Annotated in this window: 21 protein-coding genes; 13 read left to right on the forward strand and 8 right to left on the reverse strand. The window is 62.6% G+C overall.

Annotated features, from left to right (window positions below; translation table 11 throughout):
* Window positions 1-11 precede the first annotated feature (11 nt).
* Together flgJ and flgI are read right to left on the reverse strand one after the other, a co-directional pair.
* A complete protein-coding gene (gene flgJ / locus AB7951_RS06870) occupies window positions 12-359 on the reverse strand; it encodes a flagellar assembly peptidoglycan hydrolase FlgJ (RefSeq protein ID WP_089265185.1) in 348 nt (115 codons plus the stop codon).
* Window positions 359-1483: a flagellar basal body P-ring protein FlgI gene (gene flgI / locus AB7951_RS06875; protein ID WP_439089871.1), complete on the reverse strand. Its 1125-nt coding sequence runs from the start codon at window positions 1481-1483 to the stop codon at window positions 359-361. Before flgI ends, flgJ begins: the two co-directional genes overlap by 1 nt.
* A 327-nt stretch (window positions 1484-1810) precedes the next feature.
* Between flgI and AB7951_RS06880 the strand changes: the two genes are divergently transcribed.
* From AB7951_RS06880 to AB7951_RS06895, 4 genes are all read left to right on the forward strand, one after another.
* Entirely contained in the window at window positions 1811-2221 is a 411-nt protein-coding gene (locus tag AB7951_RS06880) for a flagellar assembly protein FliX (protein WP_089265694.1), read from the forward strand.
* A 249-nt stretch (window positions 2222-2470) separates the two neighbouring features.
* Window positions 2471-2881: an RNA polymerase-binding protein DksA gene (gene dksA / locus AB7951_RS06885; RefSeq protein ID WP_068735634.1), complete on the forward strand. Its 411-nt coding sequence runs from the start codon at window positions 2471-2473 to the stop codon at window positions 2879-2881.
* Window positions 2882-3083: 202 nt separating this feature from the next.
* Window positions 3084-3347, forward strand: a complete 264-nt coding sequence (locus tag AB7951_RS06890; RefSeq protein ID WP_120291376.1) for a hypothetical protein — start codon at window positions 3084-3086, stop codon at window positions 3345-3347.
* Window positions 3348-3491: 144 nt separating this feature from the next.
* On the forward strand, window positions 3492-4280 hold the full coding sequence (locus AB7951_RS06895) for a fumarylacetoacetate hydrolase family protein (protein WP_120291374.1): 789 nt from the start codon (window positions 3492-3494) through the stop codon (window positions 4278-4280).
* Window positions 4281-4407: 127 nt separating this feature from the next.
* Here AB7951_RS06895 and flgH read toward each other — a convergent pair whose 3' ends face one another.
* From flgH to flgF, 4 genes are read right to left on the reverse strand one after another with little or no spacing between them, the layout of a single operon-like run.
* Window positions 4408-5160 (reverse strand): flagellar basal body L-ring protein FlgH, encoded by a 753-nt coding sequence (gene flgH / locus AB7951_RS06900; protein ID WP_120291875.1) that lies wholly within the window; start codon window positions 5158-5160, stop codon window positions 4408-4410.
* Window positions 5161-5165: 5 nt separating this feature from the next.
* Window positions 5166-6320, reverse strand: a complete 1155-nt coding sequence (gene flgA / locus AB7951_RS06905; RefSeq protein ID WP_120291372.1) for a flagellar basal body P-ring formation chaperone FlgA — start codon at window positions 6318-6320, stop codon at window positions 5166-5168.
* 5 nt (window positions 6321-6325) lie between these two features.
* Entirely contained in the window at window positions 6326-7114 is a 789-nt protein-coding gene (gene flgG / locus AB7951_RS06910; protein ID WP_089265180.1) for a flagellar basal-body rod protein FlgG, read from the reverse strand.
* 12 nt (window positions 7115-7126) lie between these two features.
* Window positions 7127-7891, reverse strand: coding sequence for a flagellar basal-body rod protein FlgF (gene flgF / locus AB7951_RS06915; protein WP_089265179.1), 765 nt, complete (start codon window positions 7889-7891; stop codon window positions 7127-7129).
* 363 nt (window positions 7892-8254) lie between these two features.
* Between flgF and fliL the strand changes: the two genes are divergently transcribed.
* The 5 genes from fliL (at window position 8255) to AB7951_RS06940 (ending at window position 14944) form a co-directional block, all read left to right on the forward strand.
* Window positions 8255-8746: a flagellar basal body-associated protein FliL gene (gene fliL / locus AB7951_RS06920; protein ID WP_120291370.1), complete on the forward strand. Its 492-nt coding sequence runs from the start codon at window positions 8255-8257 to the stop codon at window positions 8744-8746.
* An 18-nt stretch (window positions 8747-8764) separates the two neighbouring features.
* Window positions 8765-9964, forward strand: coding sequence for a flagellar motor switch protein FliM (gene fliM, locus AB7951_RS06925; RefSeq protein WP_410001823.1), 1200 nt, complete (start codon window positions 8765-8767; stop codon window positions 9962-9964).
* Complete coding sequence (locus tag AB7951_RS06930) at window positions 9961-10398, forward strand: DUF6468 domain-containing protein (RefSeq protein WP_089265176.1); 438 nt, start codon at window positions 9961-9963, stop codon at window positions 10396-10398. The genes fliM and AB7951_RS06930 overlap by 4 nt, the downstream gene beginning before the upstream one ends.
* Entirely contained in the window at window positions 10395-11165 is a 771-nt protein-coding gene (locus tag AB7951_RS06935) for a MotE family protein (RefSeq protein WP_089265175.1), read from the forward strand. The genes AB7951_RS06930 and AB7951_RS06935 overlap by 4 nt, the downstream gene beginning before the upstream one ends.
* Window positions 11166-11263: 98 nt before the next feature.
* Entirely contained in the window at window positions 11264-14944 is a 3681-nt protein-coding gene (locus AB7951_RS06940) for a tetratricopeptide repeat protein (protein ID WP_439061803.1), read from the forward strand.
* 12 nt (window positions 14945-14956) lie between these two features.
* Here AB7951_RS06940 and fliP read toward each other — a convergent pair whose 3' ends face one another.
* A complete protein-coding gene (gene fliP / locus AB7951_RS06945) occupies window positions 14957-15709 on the reverse strand; it encodes a flagellar type III secretion system pore protein FliP (protein WP_089265173.1) in 753 nt (250 codons plus the stop codon).
* Window positions 15706-16782 (reverse strand): flagellar biosynthetic protein FliO, encoded by a 1077-nt coding sequence (locus AB7951_RS06950; protein ID WP_199712097.1) that lies wholly within the window; start codon window positions 16780-16782, stop codon window positions 15706-15708. The genes fliP and AB7951_RS06950 overlap by 4 nt, the downstream gene beginning before the upstream one ends.
* 375 nt (window positions 16783-17157) lie before the next feature.
* Here AB7951_RS06950 and flgB point away from each other — a divergent pair, with 375 nt between their 5' ends.
* The 4 genes from flgB to fliQ are packed head-to-tail and all read left to right on the forward strand — an operon-like array spanning window position 17158 to window position 18674.
* The gene (gene flgB, locus AB7951_RS06955; protein ID WP_093756616.1) at window positions 17158-17571 is read left to right on the forward strand and encodes a flagellar basal body rod protein FlgB; all 414 of its coding nucleotides are present in this window, start codon (window positions 17158-17160) and stop codon (window positions 17569-17571) included.
* Between the two features lie 29 nt (window positions 17572-17600).
* Window positions 17601-18026: a flagellar basal body rod protein FlgC gene (gene flgC / locus AB7951_RS06960; RefSeq protein WP_089265171.1), complete on the forward strand. Its 426-nt coding sequence runs from the start codon at window positions 17601-17603 to the stop codon at window positions 18024-18026.
* 16 nt (window positions 18027-18042) lie between these two features.
* Complete coding sequence (gene fliE / locus AB7951_RS06965) at window positions 18043-18369, forward strand: flagellar hook-basal body complex protein FliE (RefSeq protein ID WP_068735666.1); 327 nt, start codon at window positions 18043-18045, stop codon at window positions 18367-18369.
* A 41-nt stretch (window positions 18370-18410) separates the two neighbouring features.
* The gene (gene fliQ / locus AB7951_RS06970) at window positions 18411-18674 is read left to right on the forward strand and encodes a flagellar biosynthesis protein FliQ (RefSeq protein ID WP_068735669.1); all 264 of its coding nucleotides are present in this window, start codon (window positions 18411-18413) and stop codon (window positions 18672-18674) included.
* The last annotated feature ends 2 nt before the right edge of the window (window positions 18675-18676 follow it).

Below are 18676 nucleotides of genomic sequence, written 5' to 3' on the forward strand. Positions count from 1 at the left end.
GTCCTCTGCGATCAGCTGGCGCGATTGGCTTGCTGGATGATGAGTGAACGAAAGACTTCGTTGGAGATGCCGACGCCGCCGGCCTTGGCGAAGGACTTCGAATATTCGTCTGTCAGCATCGAGCGCCATGCGCCGGTGCCGGTGGTATCGCCGAACGGGCCTTCACCCTTGATGCCCGATGTCATCTGCGAGAACATCGTGTTGATGAACATCGCCTCGAAATCTTCGGACTGCTTGCGCGTCTTGGCCTGAGCTTGCGGCGATACTTTCTGCAGCGCATCGATCAGGTTCTGATCGGGGCGGCCGTTGATGGTCGGGTGTTTGGCCTGATAGGCGGCGACAGCGGTGTTGACGTTCATCACATCACCTCGATGTCGGCCTGGATGGCGCCCGCGGCCTTGATGGCCTGCAGGATGCCGATCAGGTCGCGCGGGCCGATGCCGAGTCCGTTGAGGCCGTCGACGAGCTGCTGCAGCGAAACGCCGTCTTTCACGAGAGCGAATTTCTTGCCGTCTTCGGTCACGCCGACACGTGTGCTTGGCGTGACGACAGTGCGGCCGTTGGAGAATGCATTGGGCTGGCTGACATTGGCGCTCTCCGAAATCGTCACGGTGAGATTGCCTTGCGCCACCGCGACGGTGGCGACGCGCACGTCGCGGCCCATCACGATGATGCCGGAGCGTTCGTCGATGATGATCTTGGCGGCCAGATCCGGTTCGACCTGCAGCTGCTCGATCTCGGTGAGCAGCGCGACAACGTTGCCCTTGAACTCCGGCGGGATCGACAGCTGCACGGTGGAAGGATCGATCGGTTCGGCGGTCTTGGATCCCAGGAAGTCGTTGACGGCGGCGGCAATGCGCTTGGCCGTGGTGAAGTCGGGGTTGCGCAAAGCGAGGCGCACATTGGGCAGGCGGTTCAGCGCGAATTCGATCTCGCGCTCGATGATGGCGCCATTGGCGATGCGGCCAACGGTCGGCACGCCGCGGGTGATGCTGGCGGCAGCGCCTTCGGCGGCAAAGCCATTGATGGCGAGGGAGCCCTGGGCGACGGCGTAGACGTTGCCGTCGGCGCCGAGCAGGGGGGTGACCAGCAGGGTGCCGCCGGTCAGGTTCTTGGCATCGCCAAGCGCCGAGACGGTGACGTCCATGCGGGTGCCCTGGGTGCCGAAGGCGGGCAGGTTGCCGGTCACCATGACGGCGGCCACGTTGCCGGTGCGCAGCGTCTGGCCACGAATGTTGACGCCCATGCGTTCCAGCATCGCCTGCAGCGACTGGCGGGTGAACGGGATGTTGTTGAGGGTGTCGCCGGTGCCGTTGAGGCCGACCACGAGGCCGTAGCCGATCAGCTGGTTCTGCCGGACGCCTTCGATATTGGCGAGATCCTTGATCCGCGACGTCGCATGTGCCGACACCGCCTGCACGAGCAGCACGAGCAGCACCGTACAGGCCGTCTGACAGAATCGGATCGAAGGTAGGCTCGGCATCCTCTGCTCCCCGCTGAGGTCTTCACTGGACCGCTCGCCACTCCCATGACGACGATCCAGCCTTCACTATGCGAGTGCCGTGCCAGCGTTCTAAATCGGTATAAGACGTTGATTTATAATGTGAATGATAAAGGCTCTGGGGCTGGACAAGCGGCTTGCGCTCCGGCGAAAGTGCCGCCTGCGGCAGATTTTGCCGGGCCGTTTACGATTGATTAACCATAAAAGACGACCTTTCCGGATGGAGGTCCGTTTACGCTCGCGATGGTACTGAGCGAACGGCAAGCCGCCGTGGGCCGGGATCGGCCATTACCCTTGCTGGACACGCCGATGCGCATTTACGGACCGAACGGCACTACATTCGGAGCCCCGTCGTCAGGAGCGAAGAAAACCAGTTCGACCGGGTTTTCGTTGCCTGATGCGACACCGACCTCCGAGACCAAACCGACCGTAGCGCCTCGGGCGGCCAACAGCATCGATGCGCTTCTGGCCATGCAGAGCGTCGAAGATCCCATGGAGCGTCGCAAGCGCTCTGTGAAGCGCGGCCGTGGCGCGCTCGATGTCCTCGATGAACTCAAGATCGGCCTGCTCACGGGCTCGATCAATCCGGCCATGGTGGCGCGGTTGCGCAGTGCGGCAGCCAACCTCAAGGAATCATCCGGCGAACCCGGTCTGGACGCCGTGCTCTCCGAGATCGAGCTCCGGGTCGAAGTTGAGCTGGCCAAGGCCGGCCAGGTCTGATCCGCCCGGAGGCGGCCCAAGTCCGGCTGGAGCCGCACAAAGTACCGTCTAGCCCTTCACACAGCCCTTTGACCAAAGACCGGACCGAGGGGGCCGCGTGCTGCAGCAGCACGGTTCCGGTCCTGAAACCCGGCGGTGGATGGCCGTTCTGGAGGTATCCTGACGTTATTGTCTGTCACATGACGTCGCTATATAAGCTGCGGCGCGGCCGGTCATTTCCGGCGCCTTGCACGCATAGATGGATTGGCCTTGGACAAGTTGAAAAGCTATCGCCCCTCCGAAAAAGAGCCTTTCATGAACGACCGGCAGCGCGACTATTTCCGCGCGAAATTGCTGGCCTGGAAGGAAGAAATCCTCCGTGAATCGAAACTCACCCTGCAGGCTTTGCAGGAGGAGAACGTCAATCACCCCGACCTCGCCGACCGGGCATCGTCGGAAACCGACCGCGCGATCGAACTGCGCGCGCGCGACCGGCAGCGCAAGCTGATCTCCAAGATCGACGCCGCGCTGCTGCGCATCGAGGATAATACCTACGGCTATTGCGAGGAGACCGGCGAGCCGATCTCGCTCAAGCGGCTTGAAGCCCGCCCGATCGCAACACTCTCCGTGGAAGCCCAGGAGCGCCACGAGAAGCGCGAAAAGGTTTATCGCGACGAATAGTCTTTCCGATACCAAACGGCCGCCCATCGGGCGGCCGTTTTTTATTTCGGTGTTCCGGTTGGCAACCACGCATGCTGTGCAGTGCAGGGATCTGCGACGACTGCACTGCAACACAGCGACATTCTTAAACACGGGAATATGAACGTCATCATTCGCCGATAGGACGTAGGCTGGATCTACAAAAAAAACGGGAGGATGAACAATGGCTGCGCCTGCCTCTTATGATCCCGATACGATCGCGCTGATGCGGAATGTTCTTCAAAAGGTCGTCGCAAGGGTGCCGGAGCAGCACCGCACCTCGTGCAATCAGGCCGCGATCGCCTCGCGCATCCTTGCGACTGCTGCGCAGGGCCGGCGTTCTGAAGATGTCCTGACGACGGAGGCTCTGGCCGAGGTGAAGGAGATCTTCACCGGGCCTGCGGGGATGCGTCGGCTTCATGAAGACCTGACCAGGGTCTTCGGCTGAGCTTCAAGATCTTGATGGGCGCCGCATAGATATCGTGTCGATATTATTCATCGACGTCGCGTCAGGTTGCAAAGCCTGATGGCGATCGGTACCCGTTTTGCCTGTGTCTCGGCATTAGCCGTCCGACAGGCGAAGGGACCTCCAATGGACAAAGCTCTGGCGATTGCGGAGATACTTGCTTACGCACGCCGCAACCGCTCGCCGTTGTCGGTGTTGCCGCCAGAAGCGGTCTTACGTGACGAAACCGAGGGGTATTGGGTACAGGATGCATTGCATGATTTGCTGGCGCCGGATTTCGGCACGCAGGTCGGTCACAAGATCGGCTGCACGAGCCCGGTGATGCAGCAATATCTCGGCATCCCGCATCCCTGCGCGGGCGGCCTCTATATGAGCGGCGTGCACGCCACCGGAGCATCTCTCCGCTATGGCAACTATGTCCATGTTGGCGTCGAGTGCGAAATTGCAGTCCGCCTTGGACGTGATGCTGTGCCGTCCGATGACCCGTTCACTGCGGAGACGATCGCATCCTCGATCGAGGCGTACTATCCCGCCATCGAGATCGTCGATGATCGTTATGCAGACTGGCGCAGTATGGATGCGCCGACACTGATCGCGGATGATTTCTTTGCAGCAGGATGCGTACTTGGCGCGCCGGTCGCGCGCGCAAGGTTGCCGGACCTTGTGTCGGTGATCGGCCGTGCTGTCATCAACGGCGTCGAAGTGGGGCGCGGCACTGGCGCCGATGTACTCGGCCATCCGCATCACGCACTGGCATGGTTGGCCAACCATCTCGCAGCTAGCGGCAAGGTGTTGCTGGCCGGAGAATTCGTCCTCACTGGCAGCCTGGTGCAGACGGCGTGGCTCAATGCCGGAGATCACGTCCGAATGGAATTGCTCGGCCTTGGCAGCGTCGAGGTGGATTTCAAGAGCTGACGAATGATTGCGCCGCGTTTCGAGTCCGTCCAGAACGACGACGGCCTTCCGCCAGGGGAGCTGACGGAAGGCCGCGCGTGAACACCTCATCGCGTGGGAGCACGATGAGATGTGGGAGCTCGTAACGTTAGAAGGGCAGCAGCACGTCCATCACTTGCTGGCCGTAGCGCGGCTGCTGGACATCCGAAATCTGACCGCGGCCGCCATAGGCGATGCGGGCTTGGGCGATCTTGGCGCTGTCGATGGTGTTGTCGCTCTGAATGTCTTCCGGGCGCACGATGCCGGCTACGATCAGTTCGCGGATTTCGTAGTTGACGCGGATTTCCTGCTTGCCCTCAACCACGAGGTTGCCGTTCGGCAGCAATTGCGTGACCACTGCGGCAACGCTGGTCTGCAACGCTTCCTGCCGCGCCACCGATCCTTTGCCGTCGCTCGACGACGATCCGTCAGCCGTCAGCAGACGGCCGGGCAGGACCGAGGCGGCCGAACCTGTCAGCAGCTTGCTGCCCGCAAAGTCGGTGATCCCCGAGTTTTCCGTATTGGTGCGGCTGCGCTGGGTCTCGTTGGCGATATTGGCCTTGTCGGTGAAGTTCACGGTGACCGTGAGAATGTCGCCGATCTGGCGTGCGCGCTGATCCTTGAAGAAGGCGCGCGATCCGCTGCGCCATAGCGAGTTGGCGTTGTAGGACGCGACCTCCGGCTTCGGCATCGGCATCTGCACCGGCTTGTAGCCAGGCTGTGTCGTTGGGTTTTCTATCGCCGTGAGCGCCGGTTTCTCGCCGATGGACGCGAGGCGGTCGATCGATGAACAGCCGCTGGCAGCAAGGCCGACCGTCAGAAGCGTAGCGCCGGTGGCGAAGGGACGATGGAACTGGAACATCAACTTTACTCAGCTTTTCGAGAAACAGGCACGTGGTCGTTGGCAGCAAGCGCGACGGGAGAGGTGGCAGCGGGAGAGTCGGTCAGGGGAGGTCTGGCCTGGGAGATTTTTTCGGACGGGAGAGACTCGCGGGTTGGAGCAAGAGTTGGCGCGGGAGTTTCGACTTGCGCGGGGAGACGCGGCGATGGAGCGGAGACGGCGACCTGGCCGCGACCGACCACGACGCCGGAGACGGTGCGCTTGGACTGCAGGTTGATCACATTGACCACGTCGCCTTCGGTGCCGCCTTCGATGGCCTTGCCGCGCAGCGTGAGATAGAGGCCGGCAGTTTCGTAGATCAGCGTTACTGCCTGATCGCGGGTGACCAAGTCTGGCTTGGCGAGGTCGGCATTGCGGATTGCCTGACCGGCGCGCAGTTGGCGGCGGCTCTGCATGCCCACGGCGCGGTCGCGCGTTACGCCATCGTTACCGACTTCGGCTTTCGGGCGACGCTCGACAACAACATCGGAAGATTTCAGCACTTCATTGCGTTCGACGCCGCGGACCAGCACCGCCGCTTCCACGGTCTCAACGGCAATGCCGGTGAAACGCAGCTTGGTGGCAGACACGTTGGCGTCGTTGCCGATCGCAAAGGTGACGTCGAAACGGCCGCTGCGCGCGTCGAACCGGGCCGCGACGGGCTGCAACGCGCCGGTATTGCTGGCGTCGAGCTGCAGGCCCTGGACTTCGCGGTCGAAAGTGAGGCTGAGATTGGCGGCGGCACCAAGGCCGTGGCGGTTCTCCAGCGCTTGCGCGACCTGGTTCTCTATATCCTTGCTCTCGATGCTGCGCGACAGCCGTGTCACGGTAATGGACTTGAGCTCGCGTGTATCGACGCCGATCACCTGATGCTGCCGCAACGCCGCGATGACCTGCGCGGTCGATAGCGTGCCGACGGTGCCGAGATCGGGCGCCCGATAGATTGCGATCTGCGCGGTGGGGCCGGCATTGTCGATGACATCGCCAATCCGCACCACGTCGCTGGAGACCGTGACGTTGGCGCGCAGCGTTGGCGATGCGATGACCTCGTCGCGCTGCGCTTGGCCGAGCGCAGCAGTGGCCGCTGCAGCGAGCAGGGCGGTGGCGAGGAGAAGCGAACGCATGGCTGATGTCATGATCATTCTCCTCAGCGGAACATGCCGGCGGTGGATTGCAGCATCTGGTCGGCAGCGCTGATGACCTTGGCGTTCATCTCATAGGCGCGCTGCGCGGCGATCAGGTCCGAGATTTCGGTGACCACTTCGACGTTGGCCATTTCGAGGTTGCGCTGCTGCATGTCGCCGAAGCCGTCGGCATTGGCGACGCCGTCCTGCGGTGGGCCGGAGGCAGGTGTTTCGGTGAACAGGTTGTCACCGATCGAATTGAGACCGGCCTTGTTGATGAAGCGGGTGAGGCTGATCTGGCCGAGAACGGTCGGGGTCGTCGAGCCCGGCACGATGACCGAGACCTGGCCCTGCGCATTGATCGAGAGTTGCGACGACGCCTGGGGAATCGAGATCGTTGGCTGCAGAAGGTTGCCCTGCGGGTTGACGATGCGGCCCTGCTGGTCAGTGGAAAACGTACCATCGCGGGTATAGGCGAAGGTGCCATCGGTGAGCTGGATCTTGAAGAAGCCTTCGCCGCGGACCGCGATATCGAGATCGCCGCCGGTTGCCGACAGCGTGCCCTGGGTCATCATGCGCGGAGTGCCGACGGTCTTCACGCCGCCGCCGATATCGACGCCGACCGGAATGACTGTGCCCTGATCCGATGCTTGCGCACCGACGCGGCGAACGTGATCGTAGATGAGGTCCTGGAATGCGGCGCGCTGCTTCTTGAAGCCGGTCGTGCGCATGTTGGCGATATTGTTCGAGATGACCTGGACGTTGAGTTCCTGGGCCGCCATCCCGGTCGCTGCAGTGTAAAGAGCGCGCATGGGTCAGATTCCTTAAGCCGGAACGTCGGCAAGTTTTTCGATGGCGGAGCGCCGCGCGTCGCCTTGCGACTGCAGCATGTTGGACAGCTCGGTGTAGGCGCGGGTGACGTCGATCATCCGGGTCATTTCGACGACCGAGCTGACGTTCGACTTCTCGATGAAGCCCTGATTGAGCTTCGACGTGGTGGAAGGCTGCGGATTGGCGCCGGGACCGGCCGAGAACAGGTTGGAGCCTTCCTTCACCAGCCGCTGGGGCTGCGCGAAATTGACCATGCGGATCTTGCCGCGCACGGAGTCGATGCGGTTGATGCCTTCGAGCACCGTGACCGTGCCGTCTTGCGAGATGTTGATGTCGTGGTCGGTCTGCTGGAACACGATCGGGCCATTGGCGCCGAGCACCGGTGCGCCCGACGCTGTCACGAGCTGGCCCTGCGAATTGATCTGCATGCCGCCGTCGCGGGTGTAGCGCTCGCCGTTCGGGGTCTGCACCGCGAGGAAGGCGTTGCCGTCGATGGCGACATCCAGCGGATTCTTGGTCTGCTCGGTCGCGCCGCCGGTGAAATCATGCATCGTGGCGCGGTCCTGCACGAAGGACACGCGGCGGTCGCGGCCGACGAAGTTGTCTTCGCGGGCGGCCGGGCTCAGATATTCCTCGAAAATCGTCCGCTCGGCCTTGAAGCCGCTCGTGTTGATGTTCGCAATGTTGTTCGCCACGACGTCCATCTGACGCCGAAGCGTCATCTGCCGCGACAGTCCGACGAGAAGCATATTCTCCATCGGTGGTTCTCCCCTAAGTTCGCGCGGATCGCTCTCCCAAGCTCGCCGCGGATCCCGTAAACCGCACAGCTCTCCCAAGCCGCGGTTCGCTAAGGTGAGTAGCGAAAGCCGTGCCAAGTCAAAAAGCTGATATTTTTCAACTTGTTGGTAGTTTTCGAGGCGCGAAAACGGGCGGCAGAAAGGTCTTGTTGACCATATTTGCCGGCAGAATTTTCCTAGTTGAGCGTCAAAAGAAAGATTCCGTTAACCATTGCGACCTAGCGTCACGATCACACAGGGCCTTGGGCGCTGGCAGCATTTGTATCGCGTCTTTAAAGCCTGCTTTGCAGCATCGAGCTCATCCCAACCCCGGACGGGCAGGCGATGGCGGATACGGAAACTTCAGAAAGCACCCCGACCGGGGACGAGGCGACAGCTCCCAAGAGTAAATTCAAGCTGATCGCAATCGTCGTGGGCGTGCTGGTTCTTGCAGCGGGCGGCGGCGGCTGGTTCTTCCTGAAGGGGCACCCCAAGGAGGAGAAGAAAGAGGCGGCGCCGGCTGCGAAGCCGCTCGCCTTCATCGATGTGCCGGAGATTTTGGTGAACCTTGCCGGTCAGCCCGGCGAGCGCGTGCAATATCTCAAGGCCAAGATCGTGCTCGAGGTGAAGGAAGCGCCGCTCGTGGCGCAGATCACGCCGTCGATGCCGCGTATCACCGACATGTTCCAGGTTTACCTGCGCGAACTGCGCACCACCGATCTGAACGGCTCCGTTGGCATGTTCCGGCTGAAGGAAGAGCTGACGCGGCGCGTCAATGCCGCGATCTCTCCTCATCACGTGAACGCTGTACTGTTCAAGGAAATCCTCATTCAGTGAGGAATTGGATTTAGGCTGATGTCTACCGAACAGGTCGATCAGGACGCAATTGCCGCCGAATGGGAAGCTTCTCTGGATTCAGAGGATCCCGTTGAGGCGGCGAAAGCGGCTGCCGAAAACGAACTCACCGGCACCATGGCGGAGCAATGGGCCGCCATGGTCGAGGATGGCGGTCGCGATATCGGCGGCGGCAAGAACGGCGGCGAGCGCGTTCTCTCGCAGGAAGAAATCGACAACCTCCTCGGCTTCAGCGTCAACGAGGTTCATCTCGACGAGAATTCCGGCATTCGCGCCATCATCGATTCCTCGATGGTGTCGTATGAGCGTCTGCCGATGCTCGAAATCGTGTTCGACCGTCTGGTGCGGTTGATGACCACGAGCCTGCGCAATTTCACCTCCGACAACGTCGAAGTCTCGCTCGATCGCATCACTTCGGTGCGTTTCGGCGACTATATGAATTCGATTCCGCTGCCAGCCGTGCTGTGCGTGTTCAAGGCAGAGGAGTGGGAGAATTTTGGCCTCGCTACCGTCGATTCCAGCCTGATCTATTCGATGATCGACGTGCTGCTCGGCGGCCGTCGTGGTCAGGCCTCGCTGCGCATCGAGGGCCGTCCCTATACCACCATCGAAACCAATCTGGTGAAGCGCCTGATCGAAGTCGTGCTGGCCGACGCAGAACAGGCGTTCCGGCCACTGTCGCCCGTGGCTTTCACCATCGACCGGCTTGAGACCAATCCGCGCTTTGCCGCCATCAGCCGTCCAGCCAATGCCGCAATCCTGGTGCGCCTGCATATCGACATGGAAGATCGCGGCGGCAATATCGAATTGCTGCTGCCCTATGCGACGATCGAGCCGATCCGCGCCGTGCTCATGCAGATGTTCATGGGCGAAAAATTCGGCCGTGATCCGATCTGGGAAAGCCATCTCGCCACTGAAATTGCTCAGGCCGAGATCGCCGTCGACGCCGTGCTGTATGAGGCGGAGATCCCGTTGAAGCAGCTGATGCTTCTCAAAGTGGGCGATACGCTGCCGCTGGAAATGCGTGCGGATGCCCTTGTTGCCGTGCGTTGCGGAGCCGTGACCTTGACTGAAGGTCGCATGGGCCGTGTCGGCGACCGCGTTGCCATTAGAGTCACGAAACAATTACGCAAGCCTAACACAACCTTCGCCATGTTTGAGAAGGCTGATGAGCAAACTAAATTGATGGAGGCACAATGAGTCATTCATTAGGAATTGTGATCGAGAGCCTGGTTGCGGTGCTTCTGATCCTGACCATCGCCTATTGCATGTTGCTCAATAAGCGCCTGAAGCGCCTCAAGGCGGACGAGCAATCGTTGAAGGCCACGATCGGCGAGCTCATCACCGTGACCGAGATCGCCGAGCGTGCGATCGGCGGACTCAAGCTTACCGTGCGCGACGTCAATGAGAATCTGGGCAGCCAGATTTCGGCGGCAACGGCGCTGGCCGATCAACTGAAAGCCCAGCTCGCCGAGAGCGACGCCGTCGTGCGCCGGCTATCGAAGATCGCGGTGGCGGCACGACCGCTCACCGAAACCGACCCTGATGCGCCGCGGGTATCCGCAGCGCGGGCCAATGCCGCGGCAGCGCAGGCGTTTGCCGAACGGAGGAGGCCTGACGGCATCGCTGCATGAAAGCTTTTCGGGACGTTCGTATTCTTCCTGTCGTCTTGGTGGCGGTTTTCGGGCTGGCGATTCTCAAGATCGCCGGCCTGGTGATCGATGGCGGCTACGTGTTCAATTATGATCCGCAGCCTCAGCCTACGAAAGGATCGTGGGCGCAGGAGATGTTCAACTTCCCGGGCGGCAAGCCAGTGGACGGCGATATTACCGGCTCGGTCTCAGCCAAGAAGGAAGAGCCGAAGCCCGCGGTAGCAGCGCCTGCAGCGATCGAACCGACCAGCAACCCGCCTGTCGAACTGTCTCCTCAAATCTCGCCGGCCGAACGGGCGATCCTCGAACGGCTGCAAGCGCGCCGTCAGGAGCTGGAGGCGCGTGCGCGCGAGATCGACATTCGCGAGAGCCTGCTGAAGGCCGCGGAAAAGCGCATCGAAACCCGCGTCGATGAATTGAAGGGCGTCGAAGCCGGTATCAAGACTGCGAACGACCAGAAGAGCGAAGTCGACGCCGCCCGCTTCAAGGGTATCGTCACCATGTATGAAAGCATGAAGCCGAAGGACGCGGCGAAGATCTTCGACCGGCTGGAAATGCCGGTGCTGTTCGAGATCGCCTCGCAGATTGCGCCTCGGAAGATGTCCGACATTCTCGGTCTGATGCAGCCGGAGGCCGCTGAACGCCTCACCGTTGAACTGGCGCGCCGCGCCTCGGGCGGAGAACGATCTGCCGCGGCGGTCGAACTGCCCAAGATCGAAGGCAGGCCGATCCAGCAGGGCCGGAATTAAAGAAATTAATTAACAAATCCTTAGAGCGCGGAATCTAGATTCGACACAGGGCGGGCGACTAGTCCTCCTTCGAGCATCGGGCTGAGAGACACTTCTGAATGGCACGGACGGCTGCCGTTGCATGTTGGACGCAAGCTCGCGCATGGACGCGGGCCGTTCGACGTTGTGCGGTCTTCGCGGGCATTGTCTGTCTTGCGCTGTCGTTCCCGGATGCCGCATCTGCGCAAGCGGTGAGGGGCACCGCCAGCATGGGTACGTCGGGCGGCTATGGCCGCATCGTGCTGAAGCTTGCCGAGGACGTGGAGTCCGAGGTGACGCAGGCCGGCACCATTCTCGTCATTCGCTTCAAGCGGCCGGTCGATATTCCTGTCGAGATTCTCGGCGACGCGGCCCCCGACTATATTGGCTCCGCACGCCGCGATCCCGATGGCACGGCGATCCGCCTCGCTTTGTCACGCAGGGTGACCGTCAATTCGATGACGGCGGGCGAGCGCATTTTCATCGATCTGTTGCCCGACACCTGGAAGGGCATGCCGCCCGGTCTGCCGCAGGATGTGGTCAAGGAATTGTCGGAGCGTGCGCGCGCGGCAGAGCGCGCCTTGCGACAGCAACGCGCTGCCGCGGAAAGCCAGAAGAAGCCGCCGATCCGCGTGCGCGCATCCGTGCAGCCGACCTTCGTGCGTTTCGTGTTCGAGACCGGCGGCGTCGGTGTGTCGTCAGTGCTGAACGAGAAGACGCTGACGCTGACCTTCAATGCCGGTCTGGTGTTCGATCTCGCCGATGCCAAACTGTCTGCGCCCGCCAATGTCGCATCGATCGGTCAGGCGATGGACGGCAACCGGACCGCCGTTGAGATCGGCTTGATCGGCGACGTCGATGTGAAGTCGTTCCGCGAGGACAAGAGCTACGTCGTCGACATCGGCTTCCAGCAGAATGAAAAGCCGTCGCCGCTGGCCAAGCTGCCGGTGGCCGCTCCTGCGGACGAGAAACCGCCGGTCGCGGCGAAGCCTCCCGAGGTCGAGAAGCCCGCCAGCGTTCCGGCACAGCGCTCCGGTGAGATCGTGCCGCCGACCTCCGAGACGATCGCAAAAGAGATCGTTCCGGAGAAGAAGGTCGAGGTTGCGACGGCTGCACCGGCAGCGCCCGTCGCGGCAGCGAAGCCGGAAGAGCCAAAGCCCGAGGCGGCCAAGGTCGCTGAATCACCCAAGCCTGCGCCGGCAGCCGAGCCTGTTGTCGTAGCTCCTGTCAAAGAAACACCGCCGCCTGCGCCTGTCGTTGCGGCGGCCACTGCTGCTGCACCCGTTGCTGCTGCGTCGACCGAACCGGCGGGCATGCCGGTTGAGGTCAAGCGCAGCAGCGACGGCGTGCGCATAGCCTTTGCCTTTCCATCGCAAACGCCGGTCGCTTTGTTTCGCCGCGGCGATATCCTGTGGCTGGTGGCAGATTCGACGCGGCCCATCGACACCGCGCCGATCCGCCGCGATAGCGGATCGATCATTGCCGATGTGAGCACGATCCCGCTGGAGAAGGGGCAGGCGATCCGCATCCGCCTTAATCGCCCACAACTAGCTTCGCTCACGACCGACGATCCTGCCGGCGCGGGACAGGCCTGGTCGCTGATGCTGGCCGATACACGTCAGACGCCGTCGCAGCCGCTGTCCGCCGTGCGCAACATTGCCGATCCCTCGCGCGCCAGCGTGCAGGTGCCATTGGCCAAGCCCGGTCTCAAGCATCGCCTGGTTGATCCGGATGCCGGCGATACGCTCAATATCATCACCGCGCTGCCACCATCGCGCGGCTTCATCCGTCGCCAGGACTTCGTTGAATTCTCGTTGCTGGAATCGATTCACGGCGTGGTGGTTCAGGTGAACTCCGACGACGTGTCCGTTGAAGCCAGTATCGACAAGGTGATGCTCACCAAGCCCGGCGGCCTGACGCTGTCGGCAGCTGATGCGGCGCCGCAGCGCGCCTCGACGGTCGCCCGGCCGATCTTCGATGTCGGCCAGTGGCGCAAGGATCAGGAAGGCCCGTTCAACGCGCGCTTCGACGAATTGATCGACGCGATGTCATCAGCCGAAGCTAGTTCGCTGCCGCAGGCGCGGATGGATCTGGCCAAATTCTACATGGCACGCGGCATGTACCACGAGGCCAAGGGCGTCGCCGATCTCGCGATCGCGGACACCAAGGTCGGCGAGGAAAGCCCTGTCGCGCTGATCGTTCATGCGGTGGCCAGCGCGATGATGGGGCGTCCCGAACAAACCCTGAAGGATATCGCCAATCCGGTGCTCGGGCCGGGTTACGATGGTGAATTGTGGAAGGCGCTCGCCTACGCCAAGCAGGAAAAATGGGTCGAGGCGCGCGAGCGTTTCAAGAATGCCGAGTTCACGCTCGCCGCGCTGCCGGCCGATCTGCAGCGTGCGGCCCTGATGCTCGCGCTGCGGGCCTCGCTCGAGGTCAAGGACTATGCCGGCGCGTCGTCGCGCGGCAGTGAGCTCGAAACGGTCGGCATCTCGCCGGAGATCAAGCCCGCGGCCATGCTTCTCAGCGGCTGGCTCGATGAGGCGCTTGGCCGGGAGAAGGACGCGCTGTCGAAGTATCAGGATGTCACCGGTTCGGTGGATCGTCAGTCTGCAGCGGAAGCCAAGCTGCGCGAAATCAATTTGCGCCAGAAGCGCAACGAGATCAGCGGCGAGGACGCGTTGCATGATCTCGAAGTTCTGGCGGTGACATGGCGCGGCGACGGCACGGAAGTGCAGGTGCTGCAGATCCTGTCGCGCATGTATGCCGAACTCGGGCGCTACAATGACTCGCTGCTGGCCGCCCGCACGGCCACCGAGCGCCAGGCCAACAGCGAAGCCGCGCGCCAGGTGCAGGACGAGGCGCAAGCGCTGTTCTCGCAAATTTATCTGTCGCCAAAGGGCGACAGCCTGCCGCCGGTCGATGCGCTGGCGATGTTCTACGAGTTTCGTGAGCTGACCCCGATCGGCCGCCGCGGCGACGAAATGATCCGCCGTCTTGCAGATCGTCTCGTGGCCGTCGATCTGCTCGATCAGGCCGCCGAGCTTCTGCAGTATCAGGTCGATCACCGTCTCGAAGGCGCTGCACGCTCGCAGGTCGCTGCGCGTCTGGCGATGGTCTATCTGATGAGCCGCAAGCCCGACCGCGCCATCGCCGCGCTGCGCACTACGCGGATCGCCGATCTCAATGGCGAGCTGCGTCAACAGCGGCTGCTGCTCGAGGCGCGGGCGCAGAGTGACATCGGCCGCCGTGAGCTGGCTCTCGACATCATCTCTCATGTCACCGGGCGCGAAGCGATCCGGCTCCGCTCGGATATCTACTGGTCGTCGCGGCGCTGGCGCGAGGCCTCCGAGCAGATCGAACTCTATTATGGCGACCGCTGGCGGGATTTCTCGCCGCTGACGCCAAGCGAAAAGAGCGACATCATCCGTGCGGTCGTGGGTTATGCGCTGGCGGAAGACGCCCTCGGTCTCGCGCGCTTCCGCGAAAAGTATGCGCCGCTGATGAATGTCGGTGCCGACAAGATCGCCTTCGACACCGCGAGCAAGCCGACCTCGACCAACTCTTCGGAATTCGCCGCCATTGCCAAGATGGCCGCGTCCGTCGATACGCTCGACGGCTTCCTGCGCGAGATGAAGACGCGCTTCCCCGAAAGTAGCGCCAAGGCGATCCTGCCGGGTGCCAGTGCGGATCCGATGCCGACCGGCTCGCTGAAGCCGCAGCCGGTCGTCAATGTCCGCAAGATCGAGATGACGCGGTAGGGGCGAGCTTCGCTACTGCCCGTAACTCTGTACCAGGCTGCCGGCCACCAGCGACCAGCCATCCACCAGCACGAAGAAGATCAGCTTGAACGGCAGTGACACCACCGCCGGTGGCAGCATCATCATGCCCATCGCCATCAAGACCGAGGCGACCACGAGATCGATGATCAGGAAGGGCAGGAACAGCAGGAAGCCGATCTCGAAAGCGCGCTTCAGCTCGGAGATCATGAAGGCCGGCACAAGGATGCGGAGCGACAGGTCGTCAGGCGTCGCTGGAACTGGCTCGCCCGACAAGTCCATGAACAGCTTGAGATCCTTCTCGCGCACGTTCTTCTGCATGAAGCCGCGCAGCGGAATGGATGCACGCACCAAAGCTTGTTCGACGGTGATGTCGTTGGAGATCAGCGGCTTGATACCGTCGTCATAGGAACGTTGCAGCACCGGTCCCATCACGAAAGCCGTAAGGAACATCGCCAGCGCGATGATCACCGAGTTCGGCGGAGCCGTCGCTGTACCCAATGCGGTGCGCAGCAGCGACAGCACGACCACGATGCGTGTGAATGACGTCATCATGATCAGGATCGACGGTGCGATCGACAGCACCGTCAACAACGCGATCATCTGCACGGCACGTTCGGTAACGCCGCCGCCACCGCCGCCGAGATTGATGCTGATGTCCTGCGCCATCGCGGGACCTGTGAGGGTCCCGGCGGCGATCAGAACTGAAAGGAAAAATACTCTACGCGGGAGGTTCGCCGAACTCACGAACTGGACTTCGGCCGTCCCAGCAGGGAGGCCATCTCGTCTTCGAGATTTTCAAAACCCGATTTGACCGGCGGGACGACCGGCGGCGCCTCCGCACGGGCAGGGCTGGCGATCGAGACTTCCGGCGACCGCGAAGCCGGACGGATCGATGGTGCCTCAGGCGCCACCGACGGAGCGCCGACCCGGGGCTCAGGCGCATCCTGACGGGTTTCGCCGGCAGGACGGCGCAAGGCTGCTTCGAGGCGCTGCGCCATATCGGCGAGGTTCTGATCAGCAGACGACACGGCGGCTGCCGGAGCGGGTGCAGGGACCGGTGCGGGTGGCACGACGACCGGGGCGGGCGCCGGGGCAGCAACAACCGGAGCGGGCGGTGTCGGTGCTGCTGCGACGGGACGGTCCGGCGTGCGGGGTTGCGGCGTGGTGCGGATCGGCGGATCGGCACGCATCGGGCGCGGCATCAACGGCTCGCTACGTGGCATCTCGGCACGTGGCATTTCACTTCGCGGAATCGGTCGCTGCGGGAAAAGGTCATTGCGTGGCGCCGGTTCGGGGCGCGGCGCAGGTTCCGGCGCGAGGCTGGCGACCGGATCGGGCCGACGCTCCGGCAAAGGCGCGGCCGGGCGGCGTGGCTCTTCGATAAAGGAGGGGCGCGCGGGACGCGGCGCTGGCTCCGGCACATGCGGTTCGGAATCGAAGCCGGACTCGTTGCTCTCTGCCCAGCTCGGGGCTTCAGGCAGCGATGGGCCACGGCTTGCCACATCGGCGGCGAGGCCGCCGCGCTGCGGGGCCTGCTCGCGGCCGGGCATGGCGCGGACGATATTGGGCTCGACGACGATGTCCGACGGGCCACCGATCATCAGCAAATGTTCGACATTGTCGCGGCGGACCAGCACCAGGCGGCGGCGGCCGTCCACGGCGGCGGCATCGATCACCGCGAGCCGCGGCAAGCGCCCGCGGCTGGTGTTGTTGCCCAGCCGGTTGCCGGCGAATCGGCGCACCAGCCAGGCGGTAAGCCCGATCAGCGCCAGCACGACAACGAAGGCCAAGATAAATTGCACCGATGATTGCATCATAAAGTCCCCAGCCAGACAGGGTGGCTGCAACGTCCACGTCCAGAGCTGGAGGTGTCATACCCCCGCACGCCCCGCACGCAGCGTGAATCACGCCCCATCTGTTAACGCCCCACGGCAGAACCTGCCGTTGGTTAATAATAAACTATGAATCGCTGCAGCCAAAACGACTTCTGCCGCCCCGTCGTATGGCCGATGGGGATGGTTAATCGGCCAATTCAGGCGAAAAAGCGTTGGCAGTTGCGAAAAACGTCAATTTTGCAGCATTCATTTACGGTTCGGTAACAAGTGCCGCCGGAAATTAACTTCGTATTAACCATGCAGGCGGCAAATTCTGCCTAGCTCAGGACACTCCGTCCGGGCGGGCGGAGAAGGCCGATGGCGATCAGCGACATGCCGATGTTGTCGGCGCTGCGCACCAAGATGCAGTGGCATCAGGAGCGCCAGCGTGTGCTGGCCGAAAATATCTCGAATTCGGACACTCCGAACTTCCGCCCCCGCGATCTCGTGGAACCGAAATTCGACAAGGCCGGGAACACGTCCGTCACCGCCGGCGGTATGGGCTCGCTGCCGATGATGCGCGCGGCCGGCACCAACATCCTGCCGACCGGAGGCTCGGCCTCTTTCAACCAGAACAGCCGGGTCGGCTACGAGACCCGGCCCGCCGGCAATGCCGTCAATCTGGAAGACGAGATGCTCAAGGTCTCGGCCAACCAGATGGACTATGCCGCCGCAACCTCGCTCTACACCCGCAGCCTCGGTCTGTTGAAGACCGCTATCGGCAAGCGCTGACGCCGCCGCGCGCATAAAGGGAGCTCATCATGGCAGACGATATCAGCGACTTCTCGCGCTCCATGGGCATCGCGACCTCCGGTCTGCGCGCCCAAGCAGGACGCATGCGGGTGATTTCGGAAAACATCGCGAACGCGCAGTCCACAGCGCAGACTTCGGGCGGAGACCCCTATCGCCGCAAGGTGCCGACCTTCAAATCCGAGCTGGATCGCTCGCTCGATGCCCGCATCGTCGGCCTGGGCCGCATCAGGCCGGATCAATCTGCGTTTCCCACGCGCTACGAGCCCGGCAATCCCGCGGCGGATGCCGCCGGTAACGTCAAATACCCCAACGTGAACTCGCTGGTGGAAATGACGGACATGAAGGAAGCGCAGCGCTCCTACGAAGCCAATCTCAACATCATCAGCGCCACGCGCCGGATGATCCAACGCACGCTCGACATCCTCAAGGCCTGAACAGGACAGCTGAACCATGGCAACTCCCTCTGTCGCCGCCAATGCTTACTCGGCCCTCTCGCGCATCATGGACGCCGGCGGCGGCGTCGGTGGCGGTCTCAACAAGGCGGCGGACGCCGGTGGTGGTCAGTCGTTCGGCGCGGTCCTCAAGGACGCGCTGGGCAGCGTGCTCGATTCCGGCCGCAAGTCGGATGCGCAGACCATCGCAATGGCCAACGGCAAGGCCAATGTGATGGACGTGGTCACGGCAGTTGCGGAAACCGACGTCGCCGTGTCGACGCTGGTCTCGGTGCGCGATCGCGTCATCCAGTCCTACGAAGACATCATGAAGATGCCGATCTGATCCTCCTCATCACGACACCGCGTAACACAAGGATTACTGCAATGACCGGCCCCGAAACTCTCGACGTTGCCCGCGATGCGATCTGGACGATTGTGATCGTGTCCGGTCCGCTGATGGTCGTGGGCCTCCTGGTCGGCGTCGTGGTGTCGCTGGTGCAGGCGCTGACCCAGATCCAGGAACAGTCGCTGGTCTTCGTGCCGAAGATTCTCGCGGTCTTTGCCACCATGATGCTGACGCTCCCGTTCATGGGGGACGCATTGTCAAGCTACATGTTGCGGATATCGTCGCGAATCATCGGGGGGTGATG

It is taken from the genome of Tardiphaga sp. 285_C5_N1_2 (assembly GCF_052076065.1).
Classification (GTDB): Bacteria; Pseudomonadota; Alphaproteobacteria; order Rhizobiales; family Xanthobacteraceae; genus Tardiphaga; species Tardiphaga robiniae.

What these genes read in the sequence shown, in the direction of transcription:
- AB7951_RS06890 (WP_120291376.1), top strand. Translation starts at nt 3,084, where the DNA reads ATGGCTGCGCCTGCCTCTTATGATCCCGATACGATCGCGCTGATGCGG.
- flgC (WP_089265171.1), top strand. Translation starts at nt 17,601, where the DNA reads ATGGCAGACGATATCAGCGACTTCTCGCGCTCCATGGGCATCGCGACC.
- flgB (WP_093756616.1), top strand. Translation starts at nt 17,158, where the DNA reads ATGGCGATCAGCGACATGCCGATGTTGTCGGCGCTGCGCACCAAGATG.
- fliL (WP_120291370.1), top strand. Translation starts at nt 8,255, where the DNA reads ATGGCGGATACGGAAACTTCAGAAAGCACCCCGACCGGGGACGAGGCG.
- AB7951_RS06880 (WP_089265694.1), top strand. Translation starts at nt 1,811, where the DNA reads ATGCGCATTTACGGACCGAACGGCACTACATTCGGAGCCCCGTCGTCA.
- flgJ (WP_089265185.1), bottom strand. Translation starts at nt 359, where the DNA reads ATGAACGTCAACACCGCTGTCGCCGCCTATCAGGCCAAACACCCGACC.
- AB7951_RS06895 (WP_120291374.1), top strand. Translation starts at nt 3,492, where the DNA reads ATGGACAAAGCTCTGGCGATTGCGGAGATACTTGCTTACGCACGCCGC.
- AB7951_RS06930 (WP_089265176.1), top strand. Translation starts at nt 9,961, where the DNA reads ATGAGTCATTCATTAGGAATTGTGATCGAGAGCCTGGTTGCGGTGCTT.
- flgG (WP_089265180.1), bottom strand. Translation starts at nt 7,114, where the DNA reads ATGCGCGCTCTTTACACTGCAGCGACCGGGATGGCGGCCCAGGAACTC.
- flgH (WP_120291875.1), bottom strand. Translation starts at nt 5,160, where the DNA reads ATGTTCCAGTTCCATCGTCCCTTCGCCACCGGCGCTACGCTTCTGACG.
- AB7951_RS06940 (WP_439061803.1), top strand. Translation starts at nt 11,264, where the DNA reads ATGGCACGGACGGCTGCCGTTGCATGTTGGACGCAAGCTCGCGCATGG.
- fliE (WP_068735666.1), top strand. Translation starts at nt 18,043, where the DNA reads ATGGCAACTCCCTCTGTCGCCGCCAATGCTTACTCGGCCCTCTCGCGC.
- AB7951_RS06935 (WP_089265175.1), top strand. Translation starts at nt 10,395, where the DNA reads ATGAAAGCTTTTCGGGACGTTCGTATTCTTCCTGTCGTCTTGGTGGCG.
- flgF (WP_089265179.1), bottom strand. Translation starts at nt 7,891, where the DNA reads ATGGAGAATATGCTTCTCGTCGGACTGTCGCGGCAGATGACGCTTCGG.
- fliM (WP_410001823.1), top strand. Translation starts at nt 8,765, where the DNA reads ATGTCTACCGAACAGGTCGATCAGGACGCAATTGCCGCCGAATGGGAA.
- flgI (WP_439089871.1), bottom strand. Translation starts at nt 1,483, where the DNA reads ATGCCGAGCCTACCTTCGATCCGATTCTGTCAGACGGCCTGTACGGTG.
- AB7951_RS06950 (WP_199712097.1), bottom strand. Translation starts at nt 16,782, where the DNA reads ATGATGCAATCATCGGTGCAATTTATCTTGGCCTTCGTTGTCGTGCTG.
- flgA (WP_120291372.1), bottom strand. Translation starts at nt 6,320, where the DNA reads ATGATCATGACATCAGCCATGCGTTCGCTTCTCCTCGCCACCGCCCTG.
- fliQ (WP_068735669.1), top strand. Translation starts at nt 18,411, where the DNA reads ATGACCGGCCCCGAAACTCTCGACGTTGCCCGCGATGCGATCTGGACG.